Below are 16,481 nucleotides of genomic sequence, written 5' to 3' on the forward strand. Positions count from 1 at the left end.
ACGGGACAGATTCCAACGTCGAGGGACAGAGCACAAGCGCTGCGCGCGGCACAACGGGAGACGCGACTCGACAACGGACAGCACTGCAAGGCGATCCGTCGATGCGCCCGCCCGTATCACAGTCGAAGTGCGCCCGTTCTGACAGTTAACCGACTGGGAACGGAATCAAATCGTCGGTCGGCCTCACCTCTGAAAACGAGCGACCGAACGAGATCGTTAGTTCGAGTCGAGTTCGATCGAGACATCCTGGTCTTCGTCGAGATTGACTTCGAACTCGGTTTCCTCGTAGCCGTCTGCGGAGACGACGACGGTGTACTCGTCGGATTCGGCATCGAGTTCAGCGCTCCCGTCGTCGTCGGTCGTGGCGTCTGCGTCGGGGCCGAAGAACTGGTAGCCGCTGTAGAGTTCGACGGTTGCGCCTTCGATCGCGCTGCCGTTGGAGCTGTCCTCGACGGTGGTGGTAAGCGTGTTGGTGTTGCTGTCGTCGTCGCTGTCGTTGTCGCTCCCGTTGTCGTCATCGTCCTCGCTTTCGAGGGTTAGCGTAGCGCTTTCGTCGCTTCCATCGACCTCAACGTCAGTTTCGCTCTCCTCGTAGCCGTCCGCGGAGGCGGTGAGCGTGTACTCGCCGTCGTTCACGGTGAACTCTGCCTGGCCGTTGTTGTCGGTCGTTACGTCGGTCGTTCCGCTATCGCCAGTGAGTTCGAGGGTGGCACCTGAGATGGCGTTCCCGTTGTCGTCTTCGACGGTGGTGGTGAGCGTCTGGGTGCTGGTTCCGGAGTCACCGTCGTTGTCGTCGTTGCCGTTGCCGCCGTTATTGTTATCGCCGTTATTTCCGTCTCCGGCTCCGTCTCCGTCTCCATTGTCGTCACCGCCGTTGGCACCGTTTCCGTCGTCGTTGCCGTTGCCAGTGTCGTTGCCATCGTCGCCACCGCCGTCGCCGCTATCGTCACCGCCATTCCCATCATCGGTGTCGTCACCGCCATTGGCACCGTCGTCAGTCGCGTTGCCGTTGTCGGTATCATCGGCGTTTGATCCAGCGTCCTGGTCGTCAGGGCTGTCGTCGTCGTCACCGATCGAACCGAGCGTCTCGTTAATCGATGCGCCACTCGCTGCAAGCGCCAGCCCAGCGACGAGCAACACGACGCCAGCAGCCGTTAGCAGGATCTGTACACCCGTCTGGATCGATCGCGCGTCTGCAGTCTGTTGGCGGGTATTGCGGGACATGTCTGTCAGTAGTCGGTTTGGTGGTCGGGAGACGGCCCAAGCTCCGTTCGGGTCGTCACGCACGGACCATCGCGTTCAGGTTCAAATTCACTCTCGTGGGCGGTCCAACTCGTGTTCTCGACTGGAGACTGCAGTGCAGTCTCACCGCTCCTGTCGGGCTTGCTCCGGTCAAGCCCCGTCTGCGGCCGGGGCGAGGCCCCTGACAGCGAACTGAGCAGCAACGGTTGACTCTGGCGGCGTTGCATTACCAGAACAGTTCTCGCTTTCGGCGGTTCACTATACAGTTGCTAAGGTCGTTCTATTGACCTGAACGAGGCCGATCGGTACTAGCGGTCCTGTCGTCCAGGCCTCCGGGCGGTACAGCATCCGGAGTCGTACTGTTGTGGGAATCGCACTGGTTTTCTTTCGGTATCTCCGTAACTCCGGAATCCCGCTTGTCCAGTTGCCACCGGTCTCGGCAGTGAGCCAGACTGCTCCTGCAGTAGACGACCGCATGCGACCGATTGATACGGGACTTCGTCATCGATAGCGTCGATAGCGTGATAGCGGTGATCGATTCCCGGCTGTGCCCGCTGTACTCGCCGTCGGGACTGGCCACCTGTCAGCGGCGGTTACTCCGATTGAGTTGAGAACGATTTGAACGCCATCGCATCGGTTCCTTCGGTCGAGCGGCTTATCGTCGCCTTCGCGAAGGAGTTCTCCGTTGCTATCTTCCTGGTGCTCGTCGGTATCCCCGTTATTCTAAATTCCCATCAACCAGGTCCGAGGGTGTGACCACGTCGAGACCGCGGGTTTCGAGGTGATCGAGCAATTCTTCGAAATCCTCGAGCGGCATGCTGTTCGAGCCGGCCTCCCCGCCGTTCGACGTGTCGACGATACGGGGAATGCGAAGCACCGTGAGTTGCTGGAACTGGTCGCACAGGTTGATCGCACGCCGAACGCCGCCGCGGAGGTCCGGTCCCCAGATCAGCGGCGTCATGTGCGGGTTGGTCGGCGGCGCGCCAGCGGGAGAGGCCCCGAACAGGAACGCCGATTCGTGGCTGTCGCGGAGGACCGTCTGCGTTGCTGCGGCCATTCGGTCGTTGGGCGCGAAGAAGTGCCGCGAGCCGTCCTCGTAACCGAGTTCAGCGAGTTCATCCCGGTTGCCTTCGATGACCTCCTGTTGGCGGTCCTCGGGCATCTCGGGTAGCGGGGTGCTGACGGACGGATACGAGCAGATATCCCAGCCCTGTTCGGTGAGTTCGTCGAGTTCGCCGAGTCCCATCCGGCCCTGGCCGCCGATTCGATCGGAATCGACCGGTACTGCAGCGGACCAGCCGCGTTCTTCGAGCCTGTCGGCTGCGAGTTCGTAGTGCGAATCGCGGCCGTCGTAGAACGCGAGGACCGCTTTCCCGTTGTCGACGGCCTCGGTCTTGCGGAGGTCGTCGACCACGATTCGGGTGCCGTCCTCGGGCCCAACGGCGACGATGTTCAGCCGCCGGACGTTCGCGAGATCGGGTTCGCCGTGTTTCTGAATGTACCCGAAGTCGAGTCGCGTCCACCCCTCGAAGTCCGCCGGGATGTCACGGATGCTGGTCAGGTGACTCCCGCGTTCGGGTGCCATGAACTCGAAGTGAATCTTGGTGACGGAATCGGTTTTGACCGCGAGCGAGGTGTCCCAGCCGTCGAGGTCGATACCCCGCGGGAAGTCGATGCGCATCGCAGCCCGGTCGCCGTCGCCTTCCACTGCGAGGCCCTGGGAGCCGGTCGGGGCGTCCGACACGGTTTCGAGTTCGCCGGTAACGGCGGTCCAGTCGTCTGCTGTCTCGAAGTCGGAGATGACCTCGCCGTCATCGATCGCGGGCCAGCCGCCTCCGTTCCCGTTCCCGTTCCCGTCGCCGTTTCCGTTGCCAGAGCCGTCGCCGTTTCCGTTGCCGTCTCCATTGCCGTCACTATCGTCGGAAAGGGCGTCGAGACAGCCTGCGACCGTCGCTGTCGATGTCACGCCTAGTGCTGTGACCAATTGTCGCCGAGACAGTCCACGAGTCATGTCTGTGCCGGCACAACTCCTGCAAGGGACTTTCTAATGAAGGTGTTAATTCCGTTGGGGGAAACAATTCCAGCGCCGACAGCAATCCGAACCTGCTGCCGTCTCTCTGTCGGACTGCCCGATCCATCGGGAACGATGACTGACCCTTAATCGGGTGATAAACGCCGTGTGGGGACCAGCGCTGCCCCGTGAGGTCACGGTATCGGTGGGCCTGCAGTCTCCGGTGGCTCGCCCCCACCCGACTCCGACCATCCCGCGTCGACGGGCCGGTCGGGCGTCCCCGACTCAGGTTCGACCGGGAGTTCAGTTCCGTCCAGTGGGTCCCACTCATCATCGCCCTCGTCGCCCCCGTCATCCTCGTCGCCCTCAGCGTCCCCCTCCCCGTCGCGCCACCGTGACTCGAGTTCGGAACGCACGTCGGCCGCATCGAAATCGTCCTCGCTGAACTCGGTCGAAACGTCGGCCGGCAGTTCGGGTGGCTGGCGTTCGTCGGTGGCGGGCTCTGATGCTGTCTCCGGGTCGGCCGTCGATTCTGCGGTCGTTTCGGCCGCCGTTGTCGCCACCGCAGTCGAGGTGGTCGTCTGAGATGTCGTGGTCGACGCCTCAGTTCCCGTGTTTGTCTCCGAAGACGCGGTTGTCTCGACCGTCACCGTTCCCTCGGTGTCTGCTGTCGTCGCGGAACCGTCGACGACGGACTCGCCGTTCGATGGGGCTACGGACGTCGCCGTGTCGGGATCCTCGCTTGCAGTCGAGTCGTTCGTTTCTGTCATGTCGTCCGTTGCACCAGTCTCATCCGTCCCGTCCGTTGCATCCGTCTCATCCGGCGATTCCGTCGAATCGATCGAACTGGAACGATCGGGCATCATACTCGGCGCGAAGACAGCGATGAGCAGCGAGAACGTACACAACACCACCACAACCGTCACGATGAGCGTCCGGGTCGTCGGAAGCTGATCGTCGGATTCGGGCCGGTCAGACGAGTTCACCATTCGAGACTCTCCAGACGTGACGGTGAGCCTTTGTTAAGCGTCGCCCACACCTGTAGCTCTGGATTACGGGGCTTGTTACCCGTGCTTTGCGCCGCGTAGGTTCGGTGCCGACCGGTGGCGAACAATGATATGGACGGCACCCAGAGTGGTGATAACGAGTCCCGCTATATGACAGACAAGTACGATCACGCGCAGGTCCAGGAGTTCTGGCAGTACGTCTGGGAGCGCGACGGGGTCGCCCGCCTTTCGGACGACGCCGTCGATCCGACGTACGTCCTCGGCATGTTCCCCTACACCTCCGGGACGCTGCACATGGGCCACGTCCGGAACTACGCGATCACCGACGCCTACGCTCGCTATCGCCGGCTACAGGGCGACGATGTCCTCCATCCGATGGGGTGGGATGCCTTTGGCCTGCCCGCCGAAAACGCGGCCTACGAGCGGGCGAGCGATCCCGAATCCTGGACCCGCGCGTGCATCCGCCGCATGCGAGAAGAACTCGAGACGATGGGCTTTGGCTACGACTGGTCGCGGGAGGTTACGACCTGTGAGCCCGCCTACTACCGCTGGAATCAGTGGCTGTTCAAGCGGTTCTACGAGGCCGACCTCGTCGAGTTCACCGGTGCGACGGTCAACTGGTGCCCGGACTGCGAGACGGTACTGGCCGACGCGCAGGTCGCCGTTTCCGACAGCGGCGGTGATGCCGATGGCGACGGTGATGACGACCATCACGACGGAACCCGCGTCTGCTGGCGCTGTGAAACGCCCGTTGAACGGCGCGAACTCGACCAGTGGTTCTTCACGATCACCGACTACGCGGACGAACTCGCCGACGGCCTCGACGAACTCGACGGCTGGCCCGAGGGGGTTCGGGAGATCCAGCGCAACTGGATCGGCCGCCAGGACGGTGCGCGACTCGCGTTCGACCTGTCGAACGCCCCGAGCACCGCCGCCGAATCCGTCGACGTATTCAGCACCCGCCCCGAAACCGCCTTCGGCGCGACATTCCTCGCCGTCTCGCCCGAGCACGATCTGGCGACTGCACTCGCAGAGACGGACACGGCGGTCGCCGCGTTCGTCGACCGCGCACGAACTCGTGACGCGACCGGACACGCCGACCGCGACGAGTACAGCGGTTCGGGTATCGAAACGGATGCGACGGCAGTGAATCCGCTGACGGGCGAGGAGGTGCCGGTGTACGTCGCCGAGTACGTTCTGGGTGATGTGGGAACCGGCGCAGTGATGGGCGTGCCGGGACACAACGAACAGGACTACGAGTTCGCCCGCGAGCACGACCTGGCGGTGGAGACGGTCGTCGTTCCCGTGGCCGACGCGGCGGATAACGTGACCTCCGGGCCCGAGAACGGCCCCTACACCGACGAGGGCGTGCTCGACCTCGGGACCGAGACGGATAGCGAATACGACGGCCTTGCGGATGAAACGGTTCGAGAAGAACTGCTCGCGGATCACGAGGCGATCGAATCGGACGTGACCTACCGCCTGCGCGACTGGCTGATCTCGCGCCAGCGCTACTGGGGCACGCCGATTCCGGTCGTCCACTGCGAGGACTGCGGCCACGTCCTCGTTCCCGACGACGAACTCCCGGTCGAACTTCCCGAGTTCGTCCAGACGACCGGCAACCCGCTCGACGCCGCCACGGAGTGGACGGAGACGACCTGTCCCGACTGCGGCGGGCCGGCCGAGCGGGAGACGGACACGATGGATACCTTCGTGGACTCCTCGTGGTACTTCCTGCGCTTTCTCTCGCCCGACCTCGCGGACGCGCCCTTCGATACCGAGCGGGCGAACGAGTGGCTGCCGGTCGACATCTACGTCGGCGGCGACGAACACGCGATCCTCCACCTGCTGTACATCCGCTTCGTGACGCGTGCGCTTTCGGATCTGGGGCTACTCGATCGGCGCGAACCGGTCGAGCGGCTCGTTAGCCAGGGGACCGTCCTCTACGAGGGTGAGAAGATGTCCACCTCGTCCGGCAACGTCGTCACTCCCGACGAGTACGGCGCGGAAACGACACGGCTGTTCGTCCTCTCGGCCGCCCATCCAGAACAGGACTTCGAGTGGACTGCAAACGACGTGCGCGGTGCCTACGACCTCCAGCAGACCCTGTACGGAATGGCGACGGCGTTCGTCGACGAGGGGACGACTCGAGTCGAACGCGCACCCCACGACGACTACCTCGACCGGGAGATCGACCGCACGATCGTCGCCGTTACCGACGAGTTCGATCGGCTGCGATTCCACCGGGTGGTCACCGAAATTCGTGAACTCGCGGGACTGCTTCGGCGCTACCGGTCGTTCGATCGCGTTCACGGCGACACCTATCGGCGCGGGCTACTGACGATCGCCACGCTCATCTCGCCGCTTGCTCCCCATCTCGGGGAAGAACTCTGGAACATCCTCCGCGGCGAGGGGCTGGTCGTCGAAACCGACTGGCCCTCGTTGGCTACTGCCGGCGATTTCTCATCTCCGGCTACCGACGCTTCCGATACCGCTCCCAACGTCACCTCCGCAACCGATTCCACCTCCGCAACCGCCGGCACCGACGCCTCGACGGCCGAGACCGAGATCGAGTATGAACTCGAGCGGCGACTCGTCGAAACGACGCTCTCGGACGTTCGAGACATCGTCGATGTCGCGTCGATCGACAACCCGGAGCGGATCGAGCTGGTCGTCGCACAGCCCTGGAAATACGACGTTCTGGCCCATCTCGATCATCTCGATCAAACCGAGGGCGACGCGATCGACATCGACGCCGTCCTCGACGATCTCGAGTTCAACGTGCCAGTCGACCGGGCGGCCGTCGCCGAGTTCGTGCAGACGGAAGGCGACCGCCCCGGGCAGTCGCCGCTTTCTGCCCGGCGTGAACGCGGGATTCTCGACCGTGCGTCCTGGCTCCTTGCCGACGAGTTCGGTGCGTCCGTCGTGGTTCGACAGGCCGATGCCGGTGGGCCGGCCGGGCGTCGTGGCGACGCTGAACTCGACGCCGACGAGTTGGCACGGCGGGCTCGACCGGGGAAGCCGGCGATTCGAATCGAGTGATACGGACTGCTGTAAGTCATTTCCGGCGCAACCGCAGGACGGGCGCGGTCGCGCCGGTAAATCGTTACAGCAGACCGTATGAATCGGCGGGACGCGGCGGTGACGCGGGGAGAGGAGCTGTCTGGTCCCGATTTTCGGCGCGTTCGTACGGATACGCGCGTCGATTCGCGACGACCTGTGGACGATTCTCGGACGCGGGGCCTAACAGCAAGACAGATACGGCATCTCTCCTAACGGTCAACAATGGCAACCGCGGACGCACAACAGCGACTTCGGGAGCGGCCGATCGGGGCGACAGTCTTTCTGACGGTCGTGGGCTATACGCTCGTTCTCGGGACCTTCCTCCTCGACGTGCCGCTGTACCCGGAACTGACGAACGCACAGGTCAATCTCCTCACCCACGCGATCGCGGTTATCAACACGGCGACGACGATACTGCTCGTCGCCGGCTGGTACTGGATTCGGGCCGGCGAAACCGGAAAGCATCGGATGGCGATGATAAGTGGGTTCGCGTTGATCATGCTGTTTCTGGTCGTCTACCTGATCAAGGTCGGCGGCGGCGGCACGAAGCTCTTCCAGGGTCCGGGCTGGGCCTACTACTCGTATCTGATCATGCTGGCGATTCACATTATCCTCTCTATCGTCTCCGTCCCGGTCGTTCTCTACGCGCTGATCCTCGGCCTGACACACACGCCGGCGGAGTTGAAACAGACGGCCCACGCCAGCGTCGGCCGCATCGCCGCCGGCGCGTGGATTTTGAGCCTCGTCCTCGGTGTCGTGACGTACGTACTGCTCAATCACGTCTTCACCTACGAGTTCAGCGCGATGCTCGTGCCACTGGTTTCGGTGTGAGTCGGCCGGCCGAGGCCCGCTTTCGTATCGATACACAGCCACCCGTCTCAACGGGAAAGAACGGTTCAGATGCGTGAAAATCACCGCTTCAGTCAGATTTGAGGACAGGGTTTACGGGGATTGGCAGTGTAGGTGAGTCGACATGGATTCCCCGTCCCGGGACCCTGACACCGAACGATCCCAGCAGTTGCGCCAACAGCAGGTGTTGGCCGAACTCAGTGATCGGTCACTCGACGTCCGACGTGGTGCCGTGCGTGCTGGGATGGATGCGGCTGGTGAGCGTATCGATTCCGACTCCGGCTCCGATGACCATGGCAGCCTCACCGAGACGCTCGATGAACTCTTTCGAACGGCGGCAGAGCGAATCAGATCGACGCTCGGAACGGATTCGTGTTACGTTCTCGAAGTCGATTCGGCACACGAGTTCTTTCACGTTCGTGCCGGTGCGCGCCGGACCGGTGACCTGAACGAGATGGGACCGATTCCGGTCGATCCCGATACGCAACTCGGGGTGACACTCGTCTCGCCCGAGCCGATTCTCGTCGACGAGTTCACGACTGACGACCGGTTTGTGCGTGCCGGACCGCCGGTCGAAGACGAGGCGGCGAGTGGACTCGGCGTCAGGATCGATACGGGCCGCCGTGATCGCGAGGCGGACGGACGCGGTGTGTCCGCCAGCGGCGCTGCTCCCGGTACCGACGAATCGTCTCGGGATACGGCTGGCGGCCGCGGTACGTGGGGTGTCCTCGGCACGTATTCGACGACGCCGCGCGAGTTCAGCGAGGGAGAGATCGCGTTCGTCGAGGCCGTCGCGAATTTGCTCGCGCTGACGGTCGAGCGGACGCGGGCGGAGCGACGCCGGAAGGAAGAACAAACGCGCAGAAACAACGTGCTGGAAACCTCGCCGATCGGGATCACGCTCATCAATGCCGAGGGACGACACGTCTTCTCGAACGATCGGGCGGAAGAGATTCTCGGCCGGTCGATCGAGGAATTAGAGACGTACACGCACAACGACGAGCGGTGGGATCTCGTCGACGAGAACGGCGAGCAGATGTCGTTCGATGAGCTCCCGTTCTCGCGGGTGAAAGAGACGAAGGAACCGGTGTACGACGAAATCGTCGGTATCAGACGGTCCTCCGACGAGCGAGTGTGGCTGCTGATACACTGCAGTCCGCTGTTCGATGTAGACGGCGAGTTCGACGGCGTCATCTACGCGTTCAGAGACATCACCGAGCGACGTGAACTCGAGAGTCGACTCGAAGAGATCCTGGGCCGGGTCGACGAGGCGGTCTGTGCGTTCGACGAGGACCTGCAGTATACGCACGTCAACGAACGGGCCGAGGAGTTGCTGCAGCGCCCGGCGGATGAACTCCTCGGTGAAAAGCTCTGGGAGCAGTTCCCGGAGTCGGCGAGCGAGAACGTCGTCCGGGAGAGTTTCGAGCGGGCGATGGAGTCGCAGGAACAGACGAGTTACGAACACTACTACGAGCCGGCCGATCTCTGGCTCGAGGTGACGATCTATCCGTCGGAGACCGGTGCGTCGGTGTACTTCCGGGATATTACGGATCGGAAGAAGTACCAGCGTCGGCTCGAGGAGTCGAATGAACGACTCGAACAGTTCGCCTACGCTGCGTCGCACGATCTACAAGAGCCGTTGCGGATGATCACGAGCTACTTGCGGCTCATCGAAAATCGGTACGCGGACGAGTTAGATCAGGACGGCCGCGAGTTCATCGAGTACGCGGTCGACGGGGCAGAGCGGATGCAGGGGATGATCGACGGGTTGCTCCAGTTTTCGCGGGTCGAGACGCAGGGGGAGCCGTTCGAGCCGGTCGATCTGGAAGACGTTCTTGCGGACGTGCGGCGGGATTTACGGATGCAGATCGAGGAGAGCGAGGCCGAGATTGCGGCGGGTGAACTGCCGCGGGTGGAGGGAGACGGCAATCAGTTACGACAGGTGTTTCAGAACCTGTTGTCGAACGCGATCGAGTATGCCGACGACGAGCCGCCGCAAGTCCACATTTCGGCCCACGATACCGGCAAGGAGTGGGTTATCTCGGTACGCGACAACGGTTCCGGGATCGAGCCTGCCGATCAAGAGCGGATCTTCGGGTTGTTTCAGCGCCGTCACGATAGCGACGAGCAGACGGGTAGCGGGCTTGGGCTGGCGCTCTGTAAGCGGATTATCGAGCGCCACGGCGGCGAGATTTGGGTCGAATCGGAGCCCGGAGAGGGGGCGACGTTTTCGTTCACGTTGCCGACGCGATTGGGGCCGAAGCAAGAGTCGGCGTCGGGGTCAGAATCAGCCTCAAAGTCGGTAAACTGAGCGTCGTCGAGTTCGGTTAGTCGGTCTGCGGGATCGATCGTGCGCCGAGTGCGAAGACGATTCCGGCGAGAACCGCGAGGATGGCGAGGTTCGCCAGTGCGGGATCGACGCCGGCGATCGTAGCGGGGTTCGCACCGGGATCGGTCACCGCTCGGACGCCGCGCGTGAAGTACGTCAGCGGCGAGAGGTCCACGAGCGGTTCGAACCAGCCAGGTAACTGCTCGAGCGTGATAAACGTCTCCGAGAGGAACAGGAGCGGGAGGCCGATGCCGTTGCTCGCTGCGACGGCTCCGTCCTGTGAATCCGTGTAGCTGCCGAGCATCGCGCCGACGCCACAGAAGCAGACGACGCCGACGAGGATGTACGGCACGAGTAGGGGCGAGAAGGCGATTTCGGCACCCGTCAGGACGATCACGAGCCCGAGGATGAGGAGACTCGCCAGTCCGATGATGACGGCGTTGACGACTGTCTGGGCGAGCAGCCACTCCGCGCGGGTCAGCGGCGTCGTCGCGAGTTTTTCGAAGCGGTTGCCCTCGCGGTGGCGCGCGACTTCGCTGCCCATCCGCGACAGCGGCGTAAAGAGGACGACGACGGCGAGATAGCCCGGCACGTAGTAGACCGCCGGCTCCGCGAACAGCCCGCCGCCGGCGGGATCGGTTCGGACGAGGGCCCCAAAGATGACGATCAGGATCACGGGGAAGAAAAACGTGAAGAAGACCGCCGTCCGACGGCGGATAAACGAGCGCCAGCCGGCTCCCGTCTCGGCCCGGACGCGGCTTGCAACGCTCATGCCGTCTCACCCGTCCGCGGCGCGTCTTCGCGTTCATCGTCGATCGGTTCGTCCGCGTGCGCGTCCGCATCCGTGTTTGTATTCGCATCGGACCCGCCTCCCCGCCCGGTGCGTTCGCGCTCGGCCGAATCCGCAAGCGTCAGGTAGACGTCTTCGAGGTCGGGTTCGGCCCACGCGAGCCCGGAGTACTCGATATCGTTGGTTTCGAGAGCGTCGACCACGGTTCCGATTTCGGCGGGCGAAATATCGCGGACGACGACGCCCTGATGATCGCGCTGTCGGCCTCGAGTCGGATGCTCGACGGCGAACGGGAGATCGGCGAACGCGTCCGAGGGTGCGTCCGTCTCGATTTCGAGGCGGCTCGTTCCGCCGTGTTCGTCGATCAGTTCGGCGGGCGTGCCCCGGGCGACGAGTTCGCCGTTCGAAAGCAGGCCGACGCGGTCCGCGAGCCGTTCGGCCTCGGCCATGTCGTGGGTCGTCAGGACAACCGTCGTCCCGGCGTCGGCGAGGGCCTCGATCAGCCGCCAGACGGTGCGCCGGCCGGCGGGATCGATTCCTGTCGTCGGCTCGTCGAGAAAGAGTACGTCGGGATCGTTGACCAGCGTCGCGCCCACGCAGACCCGGCGTTGCTGCCCGCCCGAGAGGTCTTCGTACCAGGTGTCGGCCGCATCGACGAGGCCCACGTCGGCGAGCACGGCCGCCGGATCGCGTGTCTCCTCGTAGAGTCCGGCGTAGTACGTAAGGAGTTCGCGAGCGGTGAGCCGATCCGGCGGTGAGAACGCCTGCGGGAGGACGCCGAGTCGGTCGCGGTCGACGGCCGCCGGTGGCTCATCGAGCACGCGCGCCGATCCGGAGTCGGGATCGGTCGTTCCCGTCAGCGCACGGACGAGCGTCGTCTTGCCGGCCCCGTTCGGGCCGATGAGTGCAAAGACCTCGCCGCGGTCGACGGTCAGCGAGGCGGAATCGAGCGCGACCGTCTCGCCGTATGTCTTCGCGAGTTCAGTCGCGGCAACGACGGCAGACATACGAACGGCTACCCACGCCGTCCGGGTAAGCGGTTCGATTCCCGCGCTCTTGCCCACGCAGGCTCAATCGTTACCGGCGCGTTCGTGATACGGTTTCGGCATGACCCAGCTCGGCTACACCCTCTCGAGCGAAGAACACGGTCCGACCGAACTCGTCGAGTACGCCCGCCGCGCCGAGGAGGCCGGCTTCGACTTCGTCTCGATTTCGGATCACTTCCATCCGTGGATTCCGGCGCAGGGGGAGTCGCCGTTCGTCTGGAGCACCCTCGGCGGGATCGCGACGGCGACCGACGAGATCGAGGTCGGGGTCGGCGTCACCTGTCCGACGATGCGCATCCACCCGGTCAACGTCGCCCAGGCGGTCGCGACGGTCGAGGAGATGTTCGACGGCCGGTTCACCTTCGGCGTCGGTACCGGTGAGAACTTGAACGAGCACGTCACCGGCCACCGCTGGCCCGAACACGACGTTCGACTCGAGATGCTGACGGAGGCCATGAACGTACTGCGAAGCCTCTGGACCGGCGACAATACGAGCCACCACGGCGAGCACTACACGGTCGAGAACGCGCGGCTGTTCACGGTCCCGGACGAGCAGCCGACGACGATCGCGAGCGCCTTCGGTCCGCAGACGGCCCGCTGGGCCGCAGAACACGGCGACGGACTCTGGTGTTCCGGACCGAAGGGTGCGGTGGTCGACGAGTACGAGGACGCCGGGGGCGACGGCCCAGCCTACTCCCAGTTGCACATCTGCTACGCCGACAGCGAGGACGAGGCGATCGACACCGTTCACGAGTACTGGCCAAACGGTTCACTGCCGGGTGAACTCGGGCAAGAACTGCCGACGCCGGCGCACTTCGAGCAGGCCACGGAGATGGTCGACCGGGACGATATCGCCGAGAGCGGGACCACTACCGATCCGGACCCGCAGGTGCACATCGACAGTATCGAGACGGCGGTCGACGCGGGGTACGATCACGTCTATGTCCACCAGATCGGCCCCGAACAGGAGCGGGCACTCGAGTTCTACGAGGAGGAGGTGTTGCCGGCGTTCTGATACGGGTGCGGTGCGGTCGTAAACGGTTTGCAAAACAGTTTCTCAGGGATCAAATTCGTCGTAACAACTGGATAGTAACGACGGTCTCCGGGAGTGGTACCGGTATGTCTGATTGGGATCGCCGTTCGGTACTCGCAACCGGTGCAGCGCTTTCCGTCGGGAGCGGGATGGGCTCGATCGCCGCCGGCCGGGACGACTCGGAGGAATCCGCCACCGAGTCGCTTCCGGACCCGTCGCTGGAACCGAATCCGGATCAGGACGAAGACTGGGCGTCGTTCGCCGGCGACGCCAGCCACAGCAGGAGCGTCGACGCCGGCACCGAGTTCGATGCCGACGCGCTCGCGGCCGCCTGGTCCGTCGGATCGACCGGACCGATCGCCGTCGCCGACGACACCGTCTACACCTCGACCGCGGACGGCGTCGCCGCGTTCGACGCGGCCGACGGAACGCTCGTCTGGGAGAACACGACCGTCGACGCGAGCGACCCGGCGGTGGTCGGCGAGACGGTCTACGTCACCGGCGACGAGGTCGTGGCGCTCGATACCTCAGACGGGAGCGTCCGCTGGGAGAGCGAGTTCGACACCGACGCACTGCTCGGGAGTCCGACGGTGGCCTACGGCGCGGTCTACGTCGGCGTCGACGGGACGCTGTACGCCCTCGAAGCCGACGACGGGTCGGTTCGGTGGCGCAAGGAGTCGATCACCGCACCCCCGGACCCGGAGGCCGACGAGGAAGCGGAATACGAGTTCACCAGCTACACCGCGGCGGCGAACGGGGTCGTCTACGCCCTGTCGTGGGGCGGTGCCGTCGCGTTCGAGCCCGAAACCGGGGCCGAGGTGTGGCTCGCTCCGATACCGTACCTGGGGACGGCCGCGAAGAACACCCAGGTTCGAGCGACGGCGAGTACCGTCGCCGTCGGCAACTCGGAGGCCGAGCGCGTACTCGTGAACGCACAAACCGGCGATGACGATATTTTGGTCGCATCCGAGAGCGTCGACTGGGCGCTCGACGACGAAATTTACGTTACCGGGACCGACCACCAACTCGAGGTCGGCGCGTACGAACACGAGTACTACTGGCAGGTCGAGAGCAACGCTAACGCCGGCCACGCCGCCATCTATGGCGAGACGGTGTACGTCTACTTTACCGATACCGACCCCGAAGGCGAGGACGCGCCACCGTACAATGCGGCTCTCGTTGCGCTGAACAAGTACGACGGAACCGAGCAGTGGGTCCTCTCGAACGACGACGTTCCCGTCGGTCACGTTCGCGCGATCAGCGACGGAACGATCTACGTCGACCGCAGCGGTGAACTCGTCGCGCTCCGAGAGGGGGCGGGTGATGAAGACGGGAACGGTGGGGGCGGTGAAGACGGCAGTGACGAAGACGGAAGTAACGAAGACGGTGATCAGGGTGACGGCGATTCGGCCGATGGCGGTAACGACGGGAACAAAGGGGCGGACGAGGGAGACGACGCGACCGAGGGAAGTGACGGAACCGGCGGCGGGAACGCCAGCGATAACGGTGGTTCCGACGGCGGTAGTAACGGGAACGGCAACGCCAACGACAGCGCCGAAAACGGAACGTCCAACGAGACGGACGGAAGCGCCGAGGACGATACCGTTCCCGGATTCACGACCGGTGCCGGCATCGTCGGTGGTGCGCTCGGTCTCGAGTGGGTTCGCCGGCAGGCCGATTCGAACGCGGACGACGCGGCCGAGTAACGGACGCGTCGGCCGTCGCTGACGTGATACTGTCGGCGCTGTGCTCCGTTTTGTAGCTCACGATGAGATATCCCGGCTCACTGGGCACCGGAATTGTAGCAAGGCAACGGTCGTCAGACTGCGGTCACTCGTCCTGATACAGCGGGTGTGCCGCACAGAGTTCGTCGACCTCCTCGCGGACCGACGCGATCACGTCCTCGTCGTTCGGCTCGTCGACGACGCGGGCGATCAGGTCCGCGACCGTTCGGCAGTCGTCCTCGTCGAAGCCGCGAGTGGTCAGCGCCGGGGTGCCGGCGCGGATGCCGCTCGGGTCGAACGGCGAGCGCGTCTCGCCGGGAACCGTGTTCCCGTTGAGGACGATGCCGGCGTCCTCGAGCGCCTCCTCGGCGTCGCCGCCGGAGGTATCGGGGTGGCTCTCGCGCAGGTCGACGAGCACGAGGTGGTTGTCGGTCCCCTCCGAGACAAGCGAGAAGCCGTGTTCGGCGAGCCGGTCGCCAAGCGCTTCGGCATTTGCGACCGTCTGTTCGGCGTACTCCTCGAACTCGGGCTCGAGCGCTTCCTTGAAGCCGACGGCCTTGCCCGCGATATTGTGCATGAGCGGTCCGCCCTGGCCGCCGGGGAAGACGGCCGAGTCGATGTCGTCGGCGTACTCCTCGCTGGTCATCACGATGCCACCGCGGCCGGAGCGGATGGTCTTGTGTGTCGAACCCGTGACGAAGTCGGCGATGCCGACCGGCGACGAGTGAACGCCCGCGGCGACGAGGCCGGTGATGTGGGCGATGTCGGCGAGATGGAGCGCGTCGACGCTGTCTGCGGCCTCCTGAATGCGTTCCCATTCGATCTCGCGCGGGTACGCGGAGTAACCCGACACGATGATATCCGGCTCGAACTCCTCGGCGTGTTCGGCGAGGCCCTCGTAGTCGAGGTAGCCCGTCTCGGGGTCGACCTCGTACTGCTCGACGTCGTAGAGTTGCCCGACGAAGTTCGCCGGGTGGCCGTGACTGAGGTGGCCGCCGTGGTTCAGATCCAGCGAGAGGATCTTATCGCCCGGTTCGAGCATCGCGAAGTAGACGGCCTGGTTTGCCTGCGTCCCCGAATGCGGCTGGACGTTGACGTGTTCGGCCCCGAACAATTCGTTGGCACGTTCGATCGCGAGTTCTTCGACCTCGTCGGCGAACTCGCAGCCGCCGTAGTAGCGCGAGCCGGGATAGCCCTCGGCGTACTTGTTCGTCAGCGCGCTTCCCTGGGCGTCGATGACGGCGCGACTGGCGTGGTTCTCGCTCGCGATCATCTGGAGCGTCGATCGTTGGCGGTCCACCTCGCCCTCGAGCGCATCGGCGACGGCGGGATCGACCTCTCGAACGTGCTCGTGGTCCATATCCGATGTGGTGTCTGGCTGCTGTAT

The 16,481-nt window shown here is 64.3% G+C and carries 11 protein-coding genes; 5 read left to right on the top strand and 6 right to left on the bottom strand.

All coding sequences use genetic code 11. The annotated features are described in order from the left end of the window. Positions 1 to 216 precede the first annotated feature (216 nt). The 3 genes from C484_RS19645 to C484_RS19655 form a co-directional block, all read right to left on the bottom strand. The gene (locus C484_RS19645; RefSeq protein WP_006827626.1) at positions 217 to 1,224 is read right to left on the bottom strand and encodes a carboxypeptidase regulatory-like domain-containing protein; all 1,008 of its coding nucleotides are present in this window, start codon (positions 1,222 to 1,224) and stop codon (positions 217 to 219) included. A gap of 736 nt (positions 1,225 to 1,960) precedes the next feature. Beyond that, entirely contained in the window at positions 1,961 to 3,226 is a 1,266-nt protein-coding gene (locus tag C484_RS19650; RefSeq protein WP_239641022.1) for a polysaccharide deacetylase family protein, read from the bottom strand. A gap of 221 nt (positions 3,227 to 3,447) precedes the next feature. Then, a complete protein-coding gene (locus C484_RS19655) occupies positions 3,448 to 4,242 on the bottom strand; it encodes a hypothetical protein (protein ID WP_006827628.1) in 795 nt (264 codons plus the stop codon). A gap of 168 nt (positions 4,243 to 4,410) precedes the next feature. Here C484_RS19655 and leuS point away from each other — a divergent pair, with 168 nt between their 5' ends. The 3 genes from leuS (at position 4,411) to C484_RS19670 (ending at position 10,483) form a co-directional block, all read left to right on the top strand. Then, positions 4,411 to 7,302 carry a leucine--tRNA ligase gene (gene leuS / locus C484_RS19660; protein WP_049915798.1) on the top strand — a complete coding sequence of 964 codons (2,892 nt, stop codon included), beginning with the start codon at positions 4,411 to 4,413 and terminating at the stop codon, positions 7,300 to 7,302. 243 nt (positions 7,303 to 7,545) lie between these two features. Further along, complete coding sequence (locus C484_RS19665) at positions 7,546 to 8,154, top strand: DUF420 domain-containing protein (protein WP_006827630.1); 609 nt, start codon at positions 7,546 to 7,548, stop codon at positions 8,152 to 8,154. A gap of 142 nt (positions 8,155 to 8,296) precedes the next feature. Further along, positions 8,297 to 10,483 (top strand): ATP-binding protein, encoded by a 2,187-nt coding sequence (locus C484_RS19670; RefSeq protein ID WP_049915752.1) that lies wholly within the window; start codon positions 8,297 to 8,299, stop codon positions 10,481 to 10,483. 16 nt (positions 10,484 to 10,499) lie between these two features. Here the strand turns inward: C484_RS19670 and C484_RS19675 are convergent, their stop codons facing one another. Continuing rightward, positions 10,500 to 11,273 (bottom strand): ABC transporter permease, encoded by a 774-nt coding sequence (locus C484_RS19675; RefSeq protein WP_006827632.1) that lies wholly within the window; start codon positions 11,271 to 11,273, stop codon positions 10,500 to 10,502. Continuing rightward, a complete protein-coding gene (locus C484_RS19680; RefSeq protein WP_049915754.1) occupies positions 11,270 to 12,298 on the bottom strand; it encodes an ABC transporter ATP-binding protein in 1,029 nt (342 codons plus the stop codon). Before C484_RS19680 ends, C484_RS19675 begins: the two co-directional genes overlap by 4 nt. A gap of 100 nt (positions 12,299 to 12,398) precedes the next feature. On the opposite strand from C484_RS19680, the gene C484_RS19685 reads away from it, so the two are divergent. Beyond that, positions 12,399 to 13,352: a TIGR03557 family F420-dependent LLM class oxidoreductase gene (locus tag C484_RS19685; RefSeq protein WP_006827634.1), complete on the top strand. Its 954-nt coding sequence runs from the start codon at positions 12,399 to 12,401 to the stop codon at positions 13,350 to 13,352. A 104-nt stretch (positions 13,353 to 13,456) separates the two neighbouring features. Then, positions 13,457 to 15,076, top strand: coding sequence for an outer membrane protein assembly factor BamB family protein (locus C484_RS19690; protein ID WP_006827635.1), 1,620 nt, complete (start codon positions 13,457 to 13,459; stop codon positions 15,074 to 15,076). A 124-nt stretch (positions 15,077 to 15,200) separates the two neighbouring features. Here C484_RS19690 and glyA read toward each other — a convergent pair whose 3' ends face one another. Continuing rightward, positions 15,201 to 16,454: a serine hydroxymethyltransferase gene (gene glyA / locus C484_RS19695; RefSeq protein WP_006827636.1), complete on the bottom strand. Its 1,254-nt coding sequence runs from the start codon at positions 16,452 to 16,454 to the stop codon at positions 15,201 to 15,203. Positions 16,455 to 16,481: the final 27 nt, after the last annotated feature.

Origin of the sequence: Natrialba taiwanensis DSM 12281, assembly GCF_000337595.1 — an archaeon.
GTDB classification, from domain to species: domain Archaea; phylum Halobacteriota; class Halobacteria; order Halobacteriales; family Natrialbaceae; genus Natrialba; species Natrialba taiwanensis.